Source organism: Blastococcus saxobsidens, from assembly GCF_002938435.1.
GTDB lineage: Bacteria > Actinomycetota > Actinomycetes > Mycobacteriales > Geodermatophilaceae > Blastococcus > Blastococcus saxobsidens.
The window spans coordinates 1-19,748 of record NZ_POQT01000051.1 but is presented as its reverse complement, the minus strand read 5'-3'; the positions used below and the strand labels follow the sequence as shown (position 1 = coordinate 19,748).

Below are 19,748 nucleotides of genomic sequence, written 5' to 3'. Positions count from 1 at the left end.
GTCCGCGCGGAGAAGCGGATCGACTGGCTACCCGAGCCGGCGGCCGTGGCCTTGCCGTGCAGCACCGGCGCCAGCAGCTCCGACACCGCCACCTTCGCCGACGGCGCGCTCGCCCGCGCAGCCAGCAGCGCACCAGCACCTCCAGCGCGCCGGCCCGGGCCCGCTGTGCGGGCGAGGCGAGCGTCGCGAGTTCGGTCACGAGGCGCCCTCCTCGGCCCGGGCGGCGGCGAGGACCAGGTCGAGCAGCGCATCCACGTCGGCGGGGGTGGCCGCCGGGTTGAGCAGGGTGAGCTTGAGGAACACCTGCCCGGCCAGCTCGGTGCGGCCCACGACCGCCCGCCCCTCGCGCAGCAGCCGGCGGCGCAGCCCGGCGTTGACCGCGTCCCCGCCGCGGTGGCGGAAGACAACGCTGCTGAGCACCGGGTCGGCGGCGAGCTCGAGCAGGGGCTCGCTGCACACCCGCGCGGCGGCGTAGCCGGCCAGGTCGCAGCAGGTGTCCACGAGCGCGCCGAGCCCGCTGCGGCCGAGCGCGCGCAGCGTCACGGCGACCTTGAGGACGTCCGCGCGGCGGGTGGTGCGCAGCGACCGCCCGAGCAGGCTCGGATAGTCGGCGGCCTCGTCGTCGGCCGGGTTCAGGTACGCCGCCCGCCGGGCCAGCGGGGCGAACGCCGCGGCGTCCCGGGTGAGCAGCACACCGGCCGCGGCCGGCTGCCAGCCGAACTTGTGCAGGTCCAGCGAGACGCTGTCAGCCCGCTCGATACCGGCCAGCAGGGACCGACGACGGTCGGAGAACAGCACGCCGCCGCCGTACGCGGCGTCGACGTGCAGCCACCCGCCGGCGGCGCTCACCAGCTGCCCGATGGCCGGCAGCGGGTCGATCGAGCCGAGGTCGGTGGTGCCGGCCGTGGCCACGACGACGGGGCGCTCCGTGGCCGGGGCCGCGCGCAGCAGGGCGGCGAGCGCTGCGGCGTCCATGGCCTGGTCCTCGCCCAGCGGGACGGCGACCACGCGGGGCAGGCCGAGCAGGTGCGCCGCCCGCTCCACCGAGAAGTGCGCTGCCGCGCTCGCGTACAGCCGGACCGGACCGGCCGCGGCGTCGCGGGCCAGCAGCAGCGCGGTGTAGGTCGAGCCCGTCCCGCCGGTGGTCAGCACCCCGCTCCCGCCGCGGAGGCCGGCCAGGCCGGCCAGCGCGGCGACCACCCGTTCCTCCAGCACCGTGGCGGCGGGGGCCTGGTCCCAGCTGTCCAGCGACTGGTTCAGCGCGCTGGCGGCCAGGTCGGCGGCGACCGCCACGGGCAGCGGCGGGCAGTGCAGGTGGGCCGCGCACATGGGGTCGGCCGGGTCGGCGGCCCCGGCGGCGACGGCGGCCACCAGCCCCGCCAGGGCGGCCCGTTCTCCGGACCCCACCTCCGGCAGGACCCCTTCGCCCAGGGCGGCGTCCACGTCGGCCGCGACCTGCGCCGGCTCACCGGCCGGCACGGGGCCGCCGCGCGCTGCCCGCCCGGCGGCGAGCGCGGCCAACGAGAGCGCCACGAGCGCCGGGAGGTCGCTCCCGGCCTGTTCCGCAGCCGGGGTCGTCGTCCCGGGGATCACGGCGGTCATGCCCGGTACTCCCGCTCGGCGGCGGTCAGGGCCGCGTCGAGCCGGTCGAGCACCTGACCGGCCTCCTCGTCGGTCATCACCAGCGGGGGGATCAGCCGCACGACGCTGTCGTGCCGCCCACCGAGCTCGACGATCAGCCCGCGCCGCAGGCACTCGGCGCGGACGGCGACGGCCAGCCCCGGGGCGGCCGGCCGGGCGCCCACGCGGTCGGGCACGGCGTCGGGCTCCACGAGCTCGATCCCGTTGAGCAGCCCGCGGCCGCGGACCTCGCCGATCGACGGGTGCGCGCCCGCCAGGGCCGTCAGGTCCGCGCGCAGCCGCCGGCCGAGCGCCTCGGCCCGCTCAGCCAGCCGCTCGGACTGCACGTACCGCAGCGTGGCGGCCCCGGCGGCCATCGCCAGGGTGGTGCCGCGGAAGGTGCCGGTGTGCGCCCCGGGCGCCCAGGTGTCGAGGTGGTCGGCGTAGACGACGACGGCCAGCGGCAGGCTCCCGCCGATCGCCTTGGAGAGGACCATGACGTCGGGTTCGACCCCCGCGGCCTCGATCGCCCACATGGTTCCGGTGCGCCCCACCCCGGTCTGCACCTCGTCGAGGACCAGCGGAATGCCCCGCTCGGCGGTGATCCGACGCATCTCGCGCAGCCATGGCAGGGGCGCGGGGACGACGCCTCCCTCGCCCTGCACCGCCTCGAGGATCATCGCCGCGGGGGGCACGACCCCGCCGTTCGGGTCGTCGAGCAGCCGCTCGACGTAGCGTGCCGACACCTCCCCGGAGGAGTCGCCGAGCCCGAACGGGCACCGGTAGGCGTAGGGGTAGGGCAGCCGGGTCGCCTCCGCGGCGACCCCGGTCATCGGCTCCTTGACCCCGACGCCCCCGGAGGCGGCCAGCGCACCGGCGGTCATGCCGTGGTAGGCCCCGGTGAAGGCGGCGACGCCGGTCCGCCCGGTGGCCGTGCGGGTCAGCTTCAACGCCGCCTCGACGGCGTCGGTGCCGGCCGGCCCGCAGAAGTGCACCCTGGCGCGGCGGGCGAGTCCCGGCGGCAGCGCGGCGAAGAGCGCGTCGGTGAACTCGTCCTTCTCCGGCGTCGCGATGTCCAGGGCGTGCCACGGGGCGCCCCGCTCGATCACCCGCTGCACCGCCTCGACCACGACCGGGTGGTTGTGCCCGAGGGCCAGCGTCCCCGCTCCGGACAGGCAGTCGAGGTAGCGGCGGCCGTCCGCGCCGGTCACCGTCATCCCCCGGGCGTGCACCGGCACGATGCGGAAGGTCCGGGCGTAGGTGCGGGCGGCGGACTCCCGGGCCGCCTGGCGAGCGAGCACGGCGTCGGGATCGGTCGGCGTGGTGGGGGCGAGGGTCATGCTCACGGGGTGACCTCCAGGGCGGGGACGAGGGCGGGGCGGACGTCGCTGTCCCGGGCGGGGACGACGTCCCGGGTGGCGGGCGGGTGGCCGAGGAAGGACTGCAGGGCGAACTCCCAGCCGTAGGCACCGGCCTGCGGGATGACCACGAGGTCACCGGCGCGCACCCGGTCGACGACGACGTCGCGGACCAGGACGTCCTCGGAGGTGCACAGTTCGCCCGCGACCGTCACGGCGGTGCCGCACGCCTCGGGGCGGGGCAGTTCGGCGGGCCAGTTCTCGACGGGCAGCACGGTGACCGGGAAGGGGAAGTCCTCGGTGCCGGGGAGGGCGAAGCCGCCGATCCCGCCGCGCACGATGACGTAGGTCGTCCCGTAGGAGTGCTTGACGTCGACGACCTCGGCGGCATACCAGCCGCAGTCGGCGACGAGCCAGCGCCCGGGCTCCAGGGCCACCTCCACCCCGGCCGGCGGGGAGAGCCGGTGCAGGTGGTCACCGAGCAGTTCGACGTCCAGCGGCGACTGGCCGCCGTAGGAGACGCCGAGGCCGCCGCCGACGTCGATCCAGCGCAGGTCCACCCCGTGCTCGCGGGCGGTCCGCGCCCCCCAGCCCAGGCACCAGGCGATGTAGGCGGCGTGGGCGCCGGCGTCCCGGTTGCCGCAGACGGCGTGGACGTGGAAACCGACGACGTCCACGCCCGGGAGCGACCGGGCCAGGGCGAGCACGGCGGGGACGTCCGGCTCCGGGACCCCGAAGGGGGCGGGCCGGCCACCCATGGCGAGCGTCCCGCGCACCCCGACGACCGCCGGATTGACCCGCAGGCCCACCGGGACGGTCACGCCGCGCTCGGCGGCCAGTGCCGACAGCCGCGCCAGCTCCAGCGGGCTCTCGACGTGGACGACCTCCGTGCCGGCGTCCAGCAGCGCACCGAGCAGGTCGCTGGTCTTCGCCGGTCCTGCCGCCACGAGACGGGGCGGGCGGCCGGCGGAGAGGAGTGCGGCGCGGGCCAGTTGTGCCTCGGCCCCGGAGGCGACCTCGAAGCCGTCGATGCCCGCCGGTCCGGCCAGTGCGCTCAGCACCGTCGGGAACCCGTTGGCCTTGACGGCGAAGAACAGTGACGCCCAGCGGGGGAGTGCGGCCCGCAAGGTCCGGGCGCGGTCCGCGGCGACCTCCAGGTCGTAGAAGTAGCCGCTGACCGTGCCCGCGTGGGCCAGGAGCTCCGTGCGGACCGGTGCCGGGAGGCGGGCTGCCGGGAGTGCCTGGGCGCACGTGCTGCCGGCGGCCGACGGTGGGAAGAGCATCGAACCTCCTAGCCGAGTTAGGTAAGGCTCACCTTAGCTAACGACTGGGAGGGGTGTCGCCCCGGGGTTCACGGGGGCGAGGGTGACGAGCGCACGCCGGGGCCGGTCGGGGCGGCTCCGGCGAGGGGTGCTCGCGGATGGTCGACGGTCGCGCGGTTCGGCCCCTGCCACGGCCGGCAGGCCGGCCGTGGCAGGGGTGCCGGAACCCGGGACGTCAGGGGCTCGCGGGAGTCACAGGCATTCCGTGCCGGCGAGCGTGGCCTCCACGTCGTCCAGGACGATCCCGGCGCCGATCGGCCCGATCCCCAGCATCCATTCGGCGTCGTCGACCTCGAAGGCGCAGTCGGGCACGGCCTCCAGGAGGTCCCACACCGCGGTGACGCTGTCCTTGGTGGTCGTCGCGGGATCGCCGTAGGCGGTCGAGAACACGACGTCCGCGTTGGCCTGGTCGATGAGTTCCGGGCTGATGTAGACCATCGAGTACTCGTCGTAGGGCAATTCGGGAAGGGCGAAACCGACGTCGGTGAGGATGCTGCCGGAGAAGGTCTCGGGGCCGTAGATGCGCGTCTCGTCGGGGAGGAAGCGCACGATCGAGGCGCTCGCCCCGTCCGCACCCAGGGCATCGCCGATCTCCTGGGCCCGGCTCTCGTACTCCGCCAGCGCCTCCTCGCCCTCCTCGGCCATGCCCAGGGCCTCGGCCGTGGTGCTGAAGATCGCCTGCCAGCCCTGCTCGTAGTCGGTGAGGACGGTGGGGGCGATCTCGCTGAGCTGGTCGTAGATCCCCTCGTGCCGCACCGAGGAGGACAGGATGAGATCGGGTTCCAGCGCCGCGATCGCCTCGAGCTCGGGTTCCTCGATCGTCCCGACGATCTCGATGCCCTGGGTCCGGTCACCCAGGTACTCCGGCAGGCCGCCGGCGACGTCGGACTGCACCGAGCCCGCAGGGGTGATGCCCAGGGACAGCGCGGTGTCCAGGTGGGGGGTGTCCAGGGTGACGACCCGCTGCGGCTCCGCAGGGACCTCCGTCGTCCCCATGACGTGGGAGATGGAGCGGGTCTCCGCGTCTCCCTGTGCGACGGTGTCCTGGGCTTCCTGGGAGGAGCCGCAGGCGCTCAGGGCGGTGACAGCGACGGTGACGGTGGTAAGCGTTCGTAGGCGCACCGGGCGCACTTCCTTTCGGCGGCGCGAGCCGCGCGGACGGGGGTGGAGCCCGCGGTCGGCGCAGACGCGCCGCGGACCCCAGGGTCGGGAACGCGTCTATTAGGCCAGGCTCGCCTAAGTTCGCGTCAGGCGGGTCCGTCCGCGCCCCACCGGCCGGCCACTCGACGGCGCCGCCGGCCCTTCGCCGCGTCAGGCGGTGACGTCGACGAGCACCTTGCCGACGGCGCCGTCCTGCACCGCCTGGTGGGCGGCGGCCGTCTGCGCGAGCGGGTAGACGTGCAGCGGCAGGCCGGCCTCCTCGCCGACCCGGACCGCGCCGTCGGCCACCGCGGTGGCGACGTCCTCGATGCCGAGCACCTTGGCCCGGTCCGGCTCGGTGTAGACGAGCACGAACTGCCAGCGGGCGTTCGGCCCCATCTGCAACCGCACCGGCACGGTCACCTCCGCGCCGCCGTCGTCGGCGTACATGGCGACCGCGCCGTGCATGCCGATCACCTGCGCGTCCACGCCGGCGTTGACCGCGGCGGACACCTCGACGATCGCGTCCACGCCCCTGGGTGCCACCTTGCGGACCTCGGCGACGACGTCCTGCTCCCGGTAGTCCACGACGTGGTCGGCGCCGGCCGCGGCGGCCAGCCGGGCCTTGCGCGGGCTGCTGACCGTGGCGATGACGGTGGCGTCGGACCAGCGCGCCAGCTGGATCGCGGCGTTGCCGACGGCGCCCGCCCCGCCCTGGACCAGCACGGTGACGCCGGTCAGGGCGCCGGGGCCGAGCCGGTCGGGCAGCGACTCGGCGACGGTCAGGCAGCGGTGCGCGGTCAGGAACGGGATGCCGAGTGCCGCGCCGAGCTCGAACGAGGGGTCGGCCCCCAGCAGCACGACGTGCCGGGCCGGGACGACGGTGGACTCGGCCGCCGTACCCCACGGTCGCTGCCAGGCCGCTTCCCAGATCCAGACCCGCTGGCCGACCATCGCCGGGTCCACGCCCTGGCCGACGGCGTCGACGGTGCCGGAGCCGTCCTGGTTCGGCACCTGCCCGTCGGGGCCGGGCGCGGTCTTGCTGCGCGACTTCCAGTCGGTGGGGTTCACGCCGGAGAAGGCGACCCGGACCCGGACTTCACCTGGGCCGGGCTCGGGAACGGGCCGTTCGACCAGCTCGAGGACGTCGGGACCGCCGGGGCTCGTGTAGGAGATCGCTCGCACGGGGGAGCCCCTACCCGGACTCCGCGCGCCCACTCGGCGGCGGTGTCAGGGTGCGGGCGGCGCCGCGGTGGGCTCCTGCGCGGACCGCGCCGGCAGCTCCGCCTGGACCCGCCGCCAGTGGTACACGTACAGCGGTCCGGCCACGAGCAGCGTGGTGGCCGAGCCGACGAGACCGAGCACCTCCTGGCGGCGCTGCGAGTCCTCGGCCAGCTGCTGCTGGCGCTCGATCTCCTCCTCGCTGGGGCTCTCCCGCGATCCGTCCGGCGATTCGTACGGGTAGTACCCGTAGTAGCCGGGGTCCGGGTAGAAGGCGCCCACCGCGCTGCGGACGAGCTGGACCGCGGCGAAGAGGCTGACCACCAGGGTGATCAGGCAGACCAGGTACAGGTAGGCGTTGCGCAACGTCAGTCGTTCCTGGGCGGCCACGACGGGCTCCTCTCCGGACACGGCGCCTGACCAGGCGGGGACCGAATCGTGCCGCACCGGGGCCCCGGAGTTCCCGAAAGCGGCCGAAGTGTTATCGGCGTCAGCCCGGCGGCGCGTCCTCGTCGGTGGGCCACGGGGGGATCGGGAGGCCGGCCAGGGCGAGCAGCCGCTCGACGGTCTGCTCCACCACCTCGTCGGTCGGCGGCACGCCGCCGGGGGAGGCCAGGAGGCCGCGCACGTCGGCCGGCGCTATCTCGGTGCCGACGGCGTCGCGCACCCAGCGGGCGAATCCCTCGGTCTCCGCGTCCACGTCGACCGGCGCCGAGGCGTCCGGTTCGTCGAAGTAGACCCGGGGTTCGTAGCCCAGGAAGAAGCGACCGCCGGACGCGTCGGCGGCGCGGTAGTCGACGGTGGCGATGTCGCTGTCGTGCACGTCGACCATGAGGAACGGCACCGCGGTCGGCCGTCCCGTGCGCCAGCGTCCCTCGCTGTAGACGAGCGTTCCGAAGTACCCCATGGGCCGAGGCTAGCCGCGGGCGGTGGCGGAGGCTCTCGGCGTCCCGAGGGTGTGCCGGCGGCGGTCACCCGTGCCCGAGGCCGGCCGCCCGTGCCCGGGCCTCGACCGTCAGGACGGCCGTCCGCAGGTCGTCGAGGTGGCGCTGGATCATCCCGGACGTCGACATCACCTGCCGGCGCCAGGTGAGGTTGATGGTGGCCAGGACCCGGCCCTCGACGCACACCGGCATCGCGATGGACTCGCGGCCGTCGTCCACCTCGGAGCGCGGCCGCGCGTAGTCGCCGCCGAAGTCGGGCGCCCGGATGCCGTAGCCGCGTTCCCGCGTCGTCGCCACCAGCCGGCGCAGTGCCTCGTCGTCGAAGGCCAGGCCGTGTGCCGGAGCGTCCCGCTGCCGGAGCCGGCGGATGACCGCGTCGAACTCCTGCTCGGTGCAGAAGGCGAGGTAGGCGCGGCCCGAGGCCGATCCCAGCATGTTCACCCGGTACCCGCGCGGCCGCGGCGGCAGGGCGTCGAAGTAGGTGCGGGTGCTGTTGGTCTCCAGCGTCTCCATGTAGTCCAGCCGTGGGACGGCCAGCACCGAGGGCCACTGGAGGCGCCGCGCCAGCTCGTCGAGCACGGGAGAGGCGATCTCCACGAGCCAGGCGTCGTCGTCCGGCTCCAGCCGCCGCTGGGAGTGGCTGGGGAGGAAGGCGCCGTCGACCATGCGCTGCCACACGAGGCCCTGCTGATGGGCGGTCCAGAGGATGCGGGTGAGCGTGGGCTTGGGGATGCCGGTGGCGAGGTGCAGGTCGTGCAGGCTCGCGGCGCGCACCTCCTGCAGCGTCTGCAGGACCTGCAGGCCGCGCGCGAGCGACTCGATCGGCTTCACGCGGTAGCTGCGCAACCGACCCACCCCGCTTCATCTGCCGCTTTTCGCTGCGTGAAATCTGCGCGGGTCAGTGTTGCCCACCCTGTGTGGTCTGCGCCACTGTCTCCGCCATGCCAGGTCCCGTCACCGACGCTGCGCCGACCGCCGTCGCCGAGGGCGACCTGCTCTGGACGCCGCCCGCGGACCGCGTGGCCGACGCGCAGCTGGTGGAGTTCACCCGCTTCGCCGAGGCCCGCACCGGTCGCCGCTTCCCCGACTACGCCCAGTTGTGGGCGTGGTCCACGGACGAGCTCGAGGAGTTCTGGCAGGCCGTCTGGGACTTCTTCGACGTGGTCTCCTCCGCGCCGCACGCAACCGTGCTGGAGGAGCGCGTCATGCCCGGCGCCCGGTGGTTCCCCGGCGCCCGGCTCAACCTCGCCGAGCACCTGCTGCGGCAGGAGCGCCCCGGGGAGCCGGCCCTGCTCTTCGCCGACGAGCGCGAGCCACTGCGCGAGCTGCCGTGGGAGGAGTTCGCCCGTCAGGTGCGCGTCCTCGCCACGTACCTGCGCGACCGGGGGGTCGGCCACGGCGACCGCGTCGTCGCCTACCTGCCCAACGTGCCTCAGGCCATGGTCGCGATGCTCGCCACTGCGAGCGTCGGCGCCGTGTGGGCCAGCGTCTCGCCCGACTTCGGCTCCCGCGGTGCGCTGGACCGGCTCGGCCAGCTCGACCCGGCCGTGCTGTTCGTGGCCGACGGCTACCGCTACGGCGGCCGCGACTTCGACCGCCGGGACGAGGTGGCCGCCGTCGTCGCGGGTCTACCGGGGCTGCGTGAGGTGGTCCGCGTGCCGGTGCTGGGGCTCGACCAGCCCGGCACCCCCTGGGACGACGTCGTCGCCGGCCCGGACGTCGCGGACTTCTCCTTCGAGCAGGTCCCCTTCGACCATCCGCTGTGGGTGCTGTTCTCCTCCGGCACGACCGGGCTGCCCAAGGCTCTCGTGCACGGGCACGGCGGCATCCTGCTCGAGCACCTCAAGCTGCACGTCCTGCACCACGACCTGCGCCCCGGTGACCGCGCGTTCTTCTTCACCACCACCGGCTGGATGATGTGGAACTTCCTCCTCACCATGCCGCTGGTGGGCGCGGTGCCCGTTCTCTACGACGGCAACCCGAGCCACCCCGACGTCGACGTCCTCTGGCGGATCGCCCAGGACGCCCGCGCGCGGCTCTTCGGCGCGAGCCCCACCTTCGTCGAGCTCATGCAGAAGGCCGGCGTCGTGCCCCGCGAGCGCTTCGACCTCTCGGCGCTCGACGTCGTCATGCCCGCCGGCTCCCCGGTCGGCCCGGCGGTCAGCGCCTGGTTCTACGCGAACGTCAAGGACGAGTTGTCCCTCGCGACGGGCAGCGGCGGCACCGACTGCTGCACCGGGTTCGTCGGCGGCGTCCCGACCCTGCCGGTCCACGCCGGGGAGATCCAGGCCCGCTCGCTCGGCGTGGCCGCCGAGGCGTGGGACGAGTCCGGTGCCAGCGTCGTCGGCCGGGTGGGCGAGCTGGTCATCACCGCGCCCATGCCGTCGATGCCGCTGTTCTTCTGGGGAGACGACGACGGCGCGCGCTACCGGGCCAGCTACTTCGAGACCTTTCCCGGTGTCTGGCGGCACGGCGACTTCTTCGAGATCAACGAGCGCGGCGGCTGCTTCGTCCGCGGCCGCTCCGATGCCGTCCTCAACCGGCAGGGCGTGCGGATCGGCACCGCCGAGATCTACCGGGTCGTGGAGGACGACCCCGCCGTCCTCACCTCCCTGGTCGTCAACCTCGACCTGCCGGACGGCGGGTTCTTCATGCCGTTGTTCGTGGTGCTGACGCCGGGCCAGGACCTGGACGACGACCTGGTCGCGCGGCTGCGGGCGCGGCTGCGCGCCGACTGCACGCCGCGGCACGTGCCCGACCGGCTCGTCGCCGTCGACGCGATCCCGGTGACCCGCAGCGGCAAGAAGATGGAGATCCCGGTGCGCCGCCTGCTGCTCGGCGCCGACCTCTCCGCGATCGCGGATCCCGACGCGATGGCCGACCCGCAGGGCTTCGCCGGCATCGCGGCGTACGCCCGCACCCAGTCCGACTACTCGCTCTGACCTCACCCCGCCGCCCGAGCAAAGGACCCCAGCCATGACCGAGCGTTCGTTCCCCGTCCCGTCCCAGCTGGAGCCCGTGGCGGGCGCGGAGGGGTGGGAGTCGATGTACCCCTACTTCTCGCGCTTCCAGCCGGAGGACGACGAGCGGTTCTGGTTCTACAACTCGATGCACTTCCCCGAGGTGATCCCGGCGTTCGACGGCCTCACCTCGGAGATCCCCTACACCGCGATCGGCGCCAACACCGCCCGGCTGTTCTCCTTCCCCACGACGATGGGGATCGAGTACCGCATCCTCAACGGGCGGGTCTACATCACGGCCAACCCGGTCCTCGACGAGGCGGAGCAGGGCAGGCGGTTCGCCGACTTCCAGGAGCGGGCGGGCCACTACTACGGGAACTGGGACCGCATCTACGGCGAGTGGCAGCAGCGCATCGAGGCGCTGATCGCCGACATCGAGGCCGTCGAAGTGCCCGAGCTCGGTGACCTCGACCCCCTCGAGGTGGTGACGGGCGGCCGGGGCTTCGCCTCCAACCACTTCCTGCGCGAGCGGTTCCACCGCTGCATCGACCTGTACTCGAAGATGTGGCACCACCACACCGAGCTGCTGATGCTCGGGTACGGCGCCTACGTCGTCTTCTTCGAGTTCTGCAAGCAGGCCTTCCCGGAGATGGGCGACCAGATGGTGGCCCGCATGGTCGCCGGCATGGACGTGACCATGTACCGCCCGGACGACGAGCTGAAGAAGCTGGCCGCGCTGGCGGTGGAGCTCGACCTCGGTGACCTGTTCGTCGAGGGCGCGGACCCGGCCAAGGTGCTGGCCGCGCTGGCCGAGCGCGGGGACGCCGGCGCCCGCTGGCTGGCGGCGCTGGAGGCGGCGAAGGACCCGTGGTTCAACGTCTCGGTCGGCGACGGCTTCTACCACCACCACCTGTCCTGGGCCGACGACCTGACCGTGCCGTTCGCCGCCCTGCCGCGCTACGTCGAGCAGATCGCGGCGGGCCAGGACCTCACCCGCCCGACCGAGCGGTTGGCCGAGGAGCGCGACCGGATCGCCGGCGACTACCGGGCGCTGCTGGACGCCGAGGAGGAGAAGGCGGCCTTCGACCAGATGCTGGGCCTGTGCCGCCAGGTGTTCCCCTACATCGAGTCGCACAAGTTCTACTGCGAGCACTGGTTCACCACCCGCTTCTTCCAGAAGATCCGGGCGTTCGGGGCGCTGCTGGCCGAGCGCGGCGTGCTGCTGGAGGCCGACGACGTCTTCCACCTGCGGCACCTCGAGGTCGAGGACGCCCTCGTCGACGTCTCGCTCGCCTGGGCCTCGGGCGGCACCGAGCTCGGCGCCCGCCACTGGCAGCCGATCGTCGCCGAGCGCAAGCGGATCGTCGAGGCGCTATCGGGCTGGTCGGCGCCGCCCGCGCTGGGTGCGGTCCCCGAGGCGTTGAACGATCCGGCCGTGAAGATGCTCTGGGGCATCACCCAGGACACCATCGAGACCTGGCTCGGCGGTGACGACGACGACGAGTCCACCGTCCGCGGCTACGCGGCCTCGCCGGGTGTGGTCGAAGGCGTGGCGCGGGTGCTCCTCAACGTCAACGACATCGGCCAGATCCGCGAGGGCGAGGTGCTCGTCTGCCCGGTGACCGCGCCCAGCTGGGGCCCGGTCTTCGGCAAGATCGCCGCCGCCGTCTCCGACATCGGCGGCACCATGTCCCACGCGGCGATCGTGGCCCGCGAGTACGGGATGCCGGCCGTCGTCGGCACCGGCATGGCCACCGCGCGGATCAGGACCGGGGACCGTGTCCGGGTCGACGGCGACCGCGGCGTCGTCACCGTGCTGAGCTGATGGGAACCGTCATGGCCACGCAGTCCGTACTGCACTTCCGCGACGTCGGTCTGGGTGATGTCGCGACCGTCGGCGGCAAGGGCGCCAGCCTCGGCGAGCTGCTGCGTGCCGGCATCCGGGTGCCGACCGGCTTCGCGGTGACGACGGCGGCCTTCCGGCAGACCATCGAGCACCTGACCGTGGCCGGGCGGACCATCCCGGAGCGGGTGGCCGCTCTCGACCCGGCCGACGCCGAGGGGCTGGCGGCGGGCACGGCGGAGATCCGCGCGGTGCTGGAGGCGGCGCCGCCGCCCGACGAGGTCGCCGCCGGCGTGACGGCGGCCTACGCGGCGCTGTGCGAGGAGTGCGGCGACCCGGAGCTGCCGGTGGCCGTACGGTCGAGCGCCACCAGCGAGGACAGCGCCGAGGACAGCTTCGCCGGTCTGCAGGACACCTACCTCTGGGTGCACGGCGCCGACTCGGTGCTCGAGCACGTGCGCCACTGCTGGGCCAGCCTCTACAGCGTCGAGTCGGTGACCTACCGGTTGCGCCGCGGCATCCCCGAGACCGACCTCGGGATGGCGGTCGTCGTCCAGCGCATGGTCGGTGCTCGCAGCTCCGGGGTGATGTTCACCCGCAGCCCGCGCACCGGCGACAAGTCGGTGATCGCGATCGACGCCAGCTGGGGCCTCGGCTCCGCCGTCGTCAGCGGCGACGTCACGCCCGACGCGTTCGTCGTCAGCAAGGTGACCGGGGAGATCAAGCGGACCGTGGCCACCAAGACCCGCTGGCACCGACCCGACCCCTCGGGCGCCGGCGTGGTCGAGACCGACGTGCCGGCCGAGCTGCAGGACGTGCCGTCGATCTCCGACGAGGAGATCGCCGAGCTGGCCGCGACGGCCCGGACGGTCGAGGCGCACTACGGCTGTCCCCAGGACATCGAGTGGGCGGTGGACGACGCGGGGGAGGTCTTCCTCCTGCAGAGCCGGCCCGAGACCGTGTGGGCGGAGAAGGACCGGATCCGCAAGGCGGCCCCGACCGCCCGCCCCTTCGACCACGTCTTCAACCTGCTGGGCGGCAAGCGCCCGACGGAGGGCTGAGACCGGTGGAGCTGACCCCCGACGACGTCCGCGACGTGCTGCGGGTGCTGGACTCCAGCGGCCTGGCCGAGCTGCACCTGGAGCTCGCCGACCTGACCGTCACCGTCCGCCGGGAAGGCTCGACGGGCTGGACCGCCGAGCAGCAGGTCCTCCGGGCGCCGCGGGTCGAGCAGGCGGCCGCGCCCGCGACCGACACGGAGACGGCCGCGCCCGCGGCGGAGGTGGGCGAAGGGCTGGTCGCGGTCCACCCACCGCTGCTGGGCACGTTCTACCGGGCCCCGCAGCCGGGCGCCCCGCCGTTCGTGGACGTCGGGGACGTGGTCGACACCGAGACCGTGGTCGGCATCGTGGAGACCATGAAGATGATGACCCCGGTGCACGCCGGCGTCCGCGGCACCGTGGTGGAGTTCCGCATCGGCAACGGCGAGTTCGCCGACGCCGACGCGGTGCTCCTGGTGGTGGAGCCGGCGGGGGAGGGCGGGGCGGGTGGGTAGCACGGGCCGCATCCGCCGCTTGCTGATCGCCAACCGGGGTGAGATCGCCGCGCGGGTGATCCGGACCTGCGCACGGCTGGGCATCGAGTCGGTGCTCGCCGCCTCCGACGCCGACCTCGACTCGCTGCCCGCCCGGCTGGCCGACCGCGTCGTCCGGCTCGGACCGGCCGCCGCCTCGGCGTCCTACCTCGACCCGTCCGCCGTCGTCCGCGCCGCCCAGGCCGTCGGCGCGGACGCGGTCCACCCCGGGTACGGGTTCCTGTCGGAGAACCCGTCGCTGGCGCGCGCGTGCGCCGCGGCCGGCATCGTCTTCGTCGGCCCCACGCCGGAGTCGCTGGAGGCCGTGGGCGACAAGCTCACCGCCCGCTCGCACGCGCTGACCGCCGGCCTGCCGGTCGTGCCGGGCGGCGAGGCGGCCGACCTCGACCAGGCCCGGGCCGTGGCCGCCGACGTCGGCTACCCGCTGCTGGTCAAGGCGGTCGGTGGCGGCGGCGGACGCGGCATGAAGCTGGTGCGCGAGCCCGCCGACCTGGCGCACACCCTCGACCTCGCCGTCTCCGAGGCCGCCGCCGCGTTCGGCGACCCCCGGGTCTACCTGGAGCGGTACGTCGCCTCCGGCCGGCACGTGGAGGTCCAGGTGCTCGGCGACGGGCAGCGGGCGGTCGCGCTCGGCGACCGCGACTGCTCGGTCCAGCGGCGCTACCAGAAGCTGTTCGAGGAGGCGCCCGCCCCGCTGCTGCCCGACCGGCTGCGGGCGGAGATGGCCGACGCCGCACTGCGGTTGTGCGCCCACCTGGGCTACCGCGGGCTGGGCACGGTCGAGCTGCTCGTCGACTGCGAGCGGGACACCTTCTACTTCCTGGAGATGAACGCCCGCATCCAGGTCGAGCACCCGGTCACCGAGATGGTCACCGGCCTCGACCTGGTCGCCGAGCAGCTCGCCGTCGCCGAGGGCCTGCCCCTGCGGCTGCGCCAGGAGGACGTCGTCCTCACCGGGCACGCCGTGGAGTGCCGCATCAACGCCGAGGACGCCGCGGCCGGCTTCCGGCCCTCGCCCGGGCGCGTCGACCGCGTGGTGCTGCCGGTCGGGGAGGGGCTGCGGGTGGACACCCACGTGCAGGGCGGCTCGGTGGTGCCGCCGTTCTACGACTCGCTGCTGGCCAAGCTGATCGTGCACGGCACCGACCGGGACGACGCGCTGGCCCGCGCCCGGGCGGCGCTGGAGCTGCTGCGGATCGACGGCGTGACGACGACCGTGCCGGTGCACCGTGCGCTGCTCGACGACCCCGAGTTCCGCGCCGGCGGAGTGGACACCGCCTTCTTCGAGCGCTTCCTGTCCGCCCGCGACCTGGTGGGGGCCCGTTGATGGCCGACGTGCAGCTCGTCGACGTCTCCCTGCGCGACGGCAACCAGAGCCTCTGGGGCGCCACCGGCTTCCGCACCGCGCACGTGGTGCAGGCCGCGCCGCTGCTGGAACGGGTCGGCTTCCGGGCGCTGGACTACCTGTCGAGCACCGCCATGGGCGTCGCCGTCCGGGTGCACCGGGAGGACCCCTGGGAGCGGATCCGGCTGACCCGGGCGGCGATGCCGACGACGAAGCTGCAGTTCATCGGCACCGGCTTCCGCTTCATCAGCTGGCAGAACTCCCACCCCGAGACCATGCAGCTGGTCTACGACCGGCTGGTCGCCAACGGCATCGACCGGGTGGTCGTGCTCGACCCCATGCACGACATGGACGCCGCCCGCGAGACCGCCCGGCGGCTGAAGCAGGCCGGCGTCGACGAGGTGGTGGGGGCGCTGACCTTCACGATCAGCGAGGTCCACGACGATGCCTTCTACGCCGGCATCGCCGCGCAGTACGCGGCCGATGCGAACTTCGACCGGGCCTACGTCAAGGACCCGGCCGGCATCCTCACCGCCGAGCGGGCTCGCACGCTGCTGCCGACGATCCTGGCCGCGCTGGGCGGGAAACCGCTGGAGCTGCACTCGCACGCGACCATCGGGCTCTCCCCGCTCACCTACTCGCTCGCCCCGGACCTGGGCGTCGAGGTGGTGCAGGTGGGCAGCGGGGCGCTGGGCAACGGCTCGTCGCTCCCCGAGGCGCGGCGCACGGTCGCCAACCTCCGGGAGATGGGGCACACCGTCGCGGTCGACGACCGGGCGCTCGGCCTGGTGTGCGGCTTCTTCGACGGCGTGGCCGCCGCCGAGGGGCTGCCGGCGGGCCGCCCGCAGGACTTCGACGCCGCGTTCCTGCACCACCAGATCGCCGGCGGCGTGATGACGACGACGCGCCGGCAGCTGCGAGAGATCGGCATGGAGGACCGCTTCGAGAGCCTGATCGAGGAGGTCGGCCGGGTCCGGGCGGAGATGGGCCACCCGATCATGGTCACGCCGTTCCCGCAGATGGTCGTCTCGCAGGCGCTGTTCAACGTGATCGGCGAGGAGCGCTACGCCAACGTCCCGGACCAGGTCATCCGGTACGCGATGGGCAGCTTCGGCCGCCCGACCGCGCCGATCGCCCCGGACGTGCTCGACCGGATCCTCGACCGGCCGCGCGCCCGCGAGCTGGCCGCCGAGCCTCCGCCGCCGTCGCCGGCCGAGCTGCGCACGCGGTGGCCCGGGGTGAGCGACGAGGAGCTGCTGCTGCGGGCGCACATGCCCGAGGAGCAGGTCGACGCCATGCTGGCCGCCGCCCCGGCGCCGCGGCACTTCAACCCGGCGCTGGCCCCGGTGCTCTCCCTGGTGGGCGAGCTCGGGTCGCGGCCGTCCGTGCACGACCTCGCCGTCACCAAGCCGGGTTTCCGGCTGTCGGTGCGACGTTCCCGCGAAGGGACCTCCGGTGCCTGACCCCGCCGCCCTCGACCGCCTCGGCACGGTCCGCGGGTTCGTCCTCGACATGGACGGCACGCTGGTGATGGGCGACCGCAACAACCAGGGCATGGTCCCGCTGCCCGGCGCGTCCTCGCTCCTGGAGATCCTGGTCGAGCGCGGGACGGGCTTCTGCATCTACACCAACGGCACCGTCAAGACCCCGCAGCAGATCGCCGACGTCCTGCAGGGGATCGGGCTGCCGGTCGGAGCCGACCAGGCGCTGACCCCGGCGTCGACGGCGGTGGACGTGTTCGTCGAGCGCGGGTACCGGCGCGTGATGGTGCTCGGCGGCAAGGGGATCACCGAGCCGCTGGAGGCGGCGGGCATCGAGACGGTGCCCCCGCTGCGGGGGACGCCGTGCGACGCGGTGATGGCCGGCTGGTTCCGGCAGGAGCTGACCTTCGATGCGCTGGAGGCCGCCGTCTTCGCGGTGTTCGACGGGGCGCAGATGTACAGCGCCTCCCACTCCCTGTTCTTCGCGACGGCGGAGGGCCGCTCGCTGGGGACGTCGCGGGCGATCAGCGCCGTCGTCCGCGACATCACCGGCCGCGAGGCGACAGTGGTCGGGAAGCCCTCGCTGGACGCCCTGCGAACGGCGGCCCGGCGGCTGGGCCTCGCGCCGGCGGAGCTCGCCGTCGTGGGGGACGACCCGGAGCTCGAGGTGCCCATGGCGCACGCCGGCGGCGCGCTCGCGGTGGCGGTGCACACCGGCATCGGGCACGCGGAGTCGTTCGCCGACCTGCCACCGGGCGTGCGGCCGCACCTCGATCTCGCCGACGCCGGGGTGCTGGCGGAGCTGCTCCGCGGCCAGCTGTGATGACCAGCGTCGTCGTCGACGGTGGCACGGCTGCTGGCGGTCTCCCGCCGAGCGCCGGGTGAGCGCTGGTCCACCGTGTCCGACAGGCGCGATCACCGGCGGATGCTGCGCAGGGCGGTGGGGGGTGCGGCCGTCGTCGCCCTCGTGTGCACTGTGCTGGTGGGCCTGCTCTGGGCGCTCCAGCGCTCCCTGATCTACCTGCCGGATGCCGGCCCGGAGCTCTCGGCGGCGGAGGCGGTCCCCGGCGCCCGGGACGTCGTGCTCGAGACCGAGGACGGGCTGCAGCTGGCCGCCTGGTACGTCCCGGGCCGGACGCCGGAGGCCCCCGCGGTGCTCGTGGCCAACGGCAACGGTGGCCACCGCGGCATGCGGGCGCCGCTGGCGCGGGCGCTCGCGGACGAGGGGTACGCCGTCCTCCTCTTCGACTACCGCGGTTACGCCGGGAACCCCGGCAGCCCGAGCGAGGAGGGGCTGGCCCGGGACGCCCGCGCGGCCCGAATCTTCCTGGTGGAGGAGGCCCGGGTGCCGGCCGACCGGCTCGTGTACTTCGGGGAGAGCCTCGGCGCGGCCGTCGCGACCGGCCTGGCGGCCGAGCACCCGCCGGCAGGTCTCGTCCTGCGCTCGCCCTTCGTCGACCTGGCCGCCGTGGGCAGCGAGCACTACCCGTTCCTGCCAGTGCGGGCACTGCTGCGCGACCGCTACCCGGTGGCGGAGCAGGTGCGCACGGTCGACGTGCCGACCACCGTCCTCTACGGCAGCGCCGACTCGATCGTGCCGCCGGCGCAGAGCCGGGCCGTCGCCGACGCCGCGGCCGGCCTGCACCGGGTGGTGGAGGTACCGGGTGCCGACCACAACGACCTCGTCCTCCTCGACGGCGAGGACGTGATCTCGGCCGTCGTCGAACTCGCCGAGCAGGCCGTTGCGTAGCCGCGGTGGGGTGTCCCTCGCCGCAGCCGGGGGCCGTCGGCTCGTTCGACACGAGTTCGGATGGCGGCGTCGTGCGCCTCGAGAGCGGGAGCGGCGTCAGCATCAGCGACCTGGAGCAGTGCTAGTCCTACGACACGTGCCAGTGGCCGGGCAGCTGCCCGCTCTCGGGCAGGCTGCGGGTCATGAGTTCCAGCGGGCCGGCAATCTTCGATGACGACCTGGCGTGCGACGTCCGCGACCTGTACCGGAAGTCGCTCCTGGACCGGGTGCCCGACGCCGAGGCGACCCGGCAGAGCATCGAGGGCTGGGCGGAGCTCGGGCCCGACGAGGAGCCGGTGCTCTGGCTGGCGCTGGCGGCTGCCCAGTTCGAGGTCGGCCGGCTGGACGAGCACGTCCGTGATCGCGCCATCGAGGTCATCGACTCCGGTCGGGACCTCGTCCGCTGGCACGAGGCAGGCCCCGAGTTCGCGGCGGAGCGTGCTGCCGTCCTGGCGGCGCTGCGCGAGCAACTGACCGGCCCGCAGCCGAAGCGCAGGACGCTCCGCCGCCCCTGGCGCGAGGTCACGGACCTGGAGGCCGGCATGGTGCTGGCCTGGACGGCGAGCGACGGGACCGTTGCGCTGCTCCGGGTGGTCCAGCGGCGGGACGACGGGTTCGACCACTCGGTCCGGCCGGTCCTGCAGCGGCTGGCGTGGACCGGTCGCGACGTCCCGCCGGCCGAGGTGCTGGCGGGGCTGCCGGCCGTAGCCGACGACGGCGCCTGGCGACCGGAAGACGGCGGAGGGGCGCACCACCGACCGGGCGTCTACAGCCCGTTCCGGTTGAAGAAGCGCGATCCGGACTGGCGCGACGTCGGGTTGACCGTGTGCGGCCACGTGCCCGCTCGGGTGGGTGACGAAGGCGAGTGGAGCCTCGGGATCGCGGGCCTCATGTGGTCTGCCCTGCCGTACTACCTGGAGCTCGCCGTCGTGGGGCGACCACCGGACTAGCGCGGCGCCCGGGCAGCTGGGGCTCAGCGCGGGGTGGTCGACAGGGTGAGCCGTGCGCGGCCCTCGTCGGAGCGGGCGGTGGCGATCCGCTCGGCCGAGGGGGTGCCGTACTCCGTCGTCCGCTGGCGGGCCGGGCGGCCGATCGCGGCGGCCATCGCCTCCAGCTCGGCGATGGTCTTCA

17 protein-coding genes are annotated in these 19,748 nt (G+C 74.3%); 9 read left to right on the top strand and 8 right to left on the bottom strand.

From position 1 onward, the window contains the following. Window positions 1-195: 195 nt before the first annotated feature. The 8 genes from C5507_RS20710 to C5507_RS20675 form a co-directional block, all read right to left on the bottom strand. A complete protein-coding gene (locus C5507_RS20710) occupies window positions 196-1,602 on the bottom strand; it encodes a pyridoxal phosphate-dependent decarboxylase family protein (RefSeq protein ID WP_104530388.1) in 1,407 nt (468 codons plus the stop codon). Continuing rightward, window positions 1,599-2,960, bottom strand: coding sequence for a diaminobutyrate--2-oxoglutarate transaminase family protein (locus C5507_RS20705; RefSeq protein WP_104530387.1), 1,362 nt, complete (start codon window positions 2,958-2,960; stop codon window positions 1,599-1,601). The genes C5507_RS20710 and C5507_RS20705 overlap by 4 nt, the downstream gene beginning before the upstream one ends. A gap of 2 nt (window positions 2,961-2,962) precedes the next feature. Continuing rightward, window positions 2,963-4,261 carry an alanine racemase gene (locus tag C5507_RS20700; RefSeq protein ID WP_104530386.1) on the bottom strand — a complete coding sequence of 433 codons (1,299 nt, stop codon included), beginning with the start codon at window positions 4,259-4,261 and terminating at the stop codon, window positions 2,963-2,965. Window positions 4,262-4,492: 231 nt separating this feature from the next. Continuing rightward, the gene (locus C5507_RS20695) at window positions 4,493-5,422 is read right to left on the bottom strand and encodes an ABC transporter substrate-binding protein (protein WP_104530385.1); all 930 of its coding nucleotides are present in this window, start codon (window positions 5,420-5,422) and stop codon (window positions 4,493-4,495) included. 189 nt (window positions 5,423-5,611) lie between these two features. Next, on the bottom strand, window positions 5,612-6,625 hold the full coding sequence (locus C5507_RS20690) for an NADPH:quinone reductase (protein ID WP_104530384.1): 1,014 nt from the start codon (window positions 6,623-6,625) through the stop codon (window positions 5,612-5,614). A 45-nt stretch (window positions 6,626-6,670) separates the two neighbouring features. Beyond that, complete coding sequence (locus C5507_RS20685) at window positions 6,671-7,051, bottom strand: hypothetical protein (RefSeq protein ID WP_104530383.1); 381 nt, start codon at window positions 7,049-7,051, stop codon at window positions 6,671-6,673. Between the two features lie 100 nt (window positions 7,052-7,151). Continuing rightward, window positions 7,152-7,568 (bottom strand): hypothetical protein, encoded by a 417-nt coding sequence (locus tag C5507_RS20680; protein ID WP_104530382.1) that lies wholly within the window; start codon window positions 7,566-7,568, stop codon window positions 7,152-7,154. A 64-nt stretch (window positions 7,569-7,632) separates the two neighbouring features. Next, window positions 7,633-8,460, bottom strand: a complete 828-nt coding sequence (locus tag C5507_RS20675; RefSeq protein ID WP_249027839.1) for an IclR family transcriptional regulator domain-containing protein — start codon at window positions 8,458-8,460, stop codon at window positions 7,633-7,635. Between the two features lie 86 nt (window positions 8,461-8,546). Here C5507_RS20675 and C5507_RS20670 point away from each other — a divergent pair, with 86 nt between their 5' ends. From C5507_RS20670 to C5507_RS20630, 9 genes are all read left to right on the top strand, one after another. Continuing rightward, window positions 8,547-10,547 carry an acetoacetate--CoA ligase gene (locus C5507_RS20670; protein ID WP_104530381.1) on the top strand — a complete coding sequence of 667 codons (2,001 nt, stop codon included), beginning with the start codon at window positions 8,547-8,549 and terminating at the stop codon, window positions 10,545-10,547. Between the two features lie 34 nt (window positions 10,548-10,581). Beyond that, the gene (locus tag C5507_RS20665; protein WP_104530380.1) at window positions 10,582-12,390 is read left to right on the top strand and encodes a PEP-utilizing enzyme; all 1,809 of its coding nucleotides are present in this window, start codon (window positions 10,582-10,584) and stop codon (window positions 12,388-12,390) included. Next, window positions 12,390-13,469 (top strand): PEP/pyruvate-binding domain-containing protein, encoded by a 1,080-nt coding sequence (locus C5507_RS20660; protein WP_104530379.1) that lies wholly within the window; start codon window positions 12,390-12,392, stop codon window positions 13,467-13,469. The genes C5507_RS20665 and C5507_RS20660 overlap by 1 nt, the downstream gene beginning before the upstream one ends. 5 nt (window positions 13,470-13,474) lie before the next feature. Continuing rightward, window positions 13,475-13,963, top strand: coding sequence for an acetyl-CoA carboxylase biotin carboxyl carrier protein (locus C5507_RS20655; RefSeq protein ID WP_104530378.1), 489 nt, complete (start codon window positions 13,475-13,477; stop codon window positions 13,961-13,963). Then, on the top strand, window positions 13,956-15,329 hold the full coding sequence (locus tag C5507_RS20650) for an acetyl-CoA carboxylase biotin carboxylase subunit (protein WP_104530377.1): 1,374 nt from the start codon (window positions 13,956-13,958) through the stop codon (window positions 15,327-15,329). Before C5507_RS20655 ends, C5507_RS20650 begins: the two co-directional genes overlap by 8 nt. After that, window positions 15,329-16,810 carry a biotin carboxyl carrier protein gene (locus C5507_RS20645; protein ID WP_104530376.1) on the top strand — a complete coding sequence of 494 codons (1,482 nt, stop codon included), beginning with the start codon at window positions 15,329-15,331 and terminating at the stop codon, window positions 16,808-16,810. The genes C5507_RS20650 and C5507_RS20645 overlap by 1 nt, the downstream gene beginning before the upstream one ends. After that, a complete protein-coding gene (locus C5507_RS20640; RefSeq protein WP_104530375.1) occupies window positions 16,803-17,651 on the top strand; it encodes an HAD-IIA family hydrolase in 849 nt (282 codons plus the stop codon). Before C5507_RS20645 ends, C5507_RS20640 begins: the two co-directional genes overlap by 8 nt. Window positions 17,652-17,753: 102 nt before the next feature. Continuing rightward, entirely contained in the window at window positions 17,754-18,578 is an 825-nt protein-coding gene (locus C5507_RS20635; protein ID WP_104530389.1) for an alpha/beta hydrolase, read from the top strand. A gap of 182 nt (window positions 18,579-18,760) precedes the next feature. Continuing rightward, window positions 18,761-19,567, top strand: coding sequence for a hypothetical protein (locus C5507_RS20630; RefSeq protein ID WP_104530374.1), 807 nt, complete (start codon window positions 18,761-18,763; stop codon window positions 19,565-19,567). Window positions 19,568-19,748: the final 181 nt, after the last annotated feature.

Bases quoted from the DNA above. Each gene is read 5' to 3' on its own strand.
- C5507_RS20710 (WP_104530388.1), bottom strand. From the start codon at position 1,602: ATGACCGCCGTGATCCCCGGGACGACGACCCCGGCTGCGGAACAGGCC.
- C5507_RS20705 (WP_104530387.1), bottom strand. From the start codon at position 2,960: ATGACCCTCGCCCCCACCACGCCGACCGATCCCGACGCCGTGCTCGCT.
- C5507_RS20700 (WP_104530386.1), bottom strand. From the start codon at position 4,261: ATGCTCTTCCCACCGTCGGCCGCCGGCAGCACGTGCGCCCAGGCACTC.
- C5507_RS20680 (WP_104530382.1), bottom strand. From the start codon at position 7,568: ATGGGGTACTTCGGAACGCTCGTCTACAGCGAGGGACGCTGGCGCACG.
- C5507_RS20670 (WP_104530381.1), top strand. From the start codon at position 8,547: ATGCCAGGTCCCGTCACCGACGCTGCGCCGACCGCCGTCGCCGAGGGC.
- C5507_RS20665 (WP_104530380.1), top strand. From the start codon at position 10,582: ATGACCGAGCGTTCGTTCCCCGTCCCGTCCCAGCTGGAGCCCGTGGCG.
- C5507_RS20660 (WP_104530379.1), top strand. From the start codon at position 12,390: ATGGGAACCGTCATGGCCACGCAGTCCGTACTGCACTTCCGCGACGTC.
- C5507_RS20645 (WP_104530376.1), top strand. From the start codon at position 15,329: ATGGCCGACGTGCAGCTCGTCGACGTCTCCCTGCGCGACGGCAACCAG.
- C5507_RS20635 (WP_104530389.1), top strand. From the start codon at position 17,754: ATGCTGCGCAGGGCGGTGGGGGGTGCGGCCGTCGTCGCCCTCGTGTGC.
- C5507_RS20630 (WP_104530374.1), top strand. From the start codon at position 18,761: ATGAGTTCCAGCGGGCCGGCAATCTTCGATGACGACCTGGCGTGCGAC.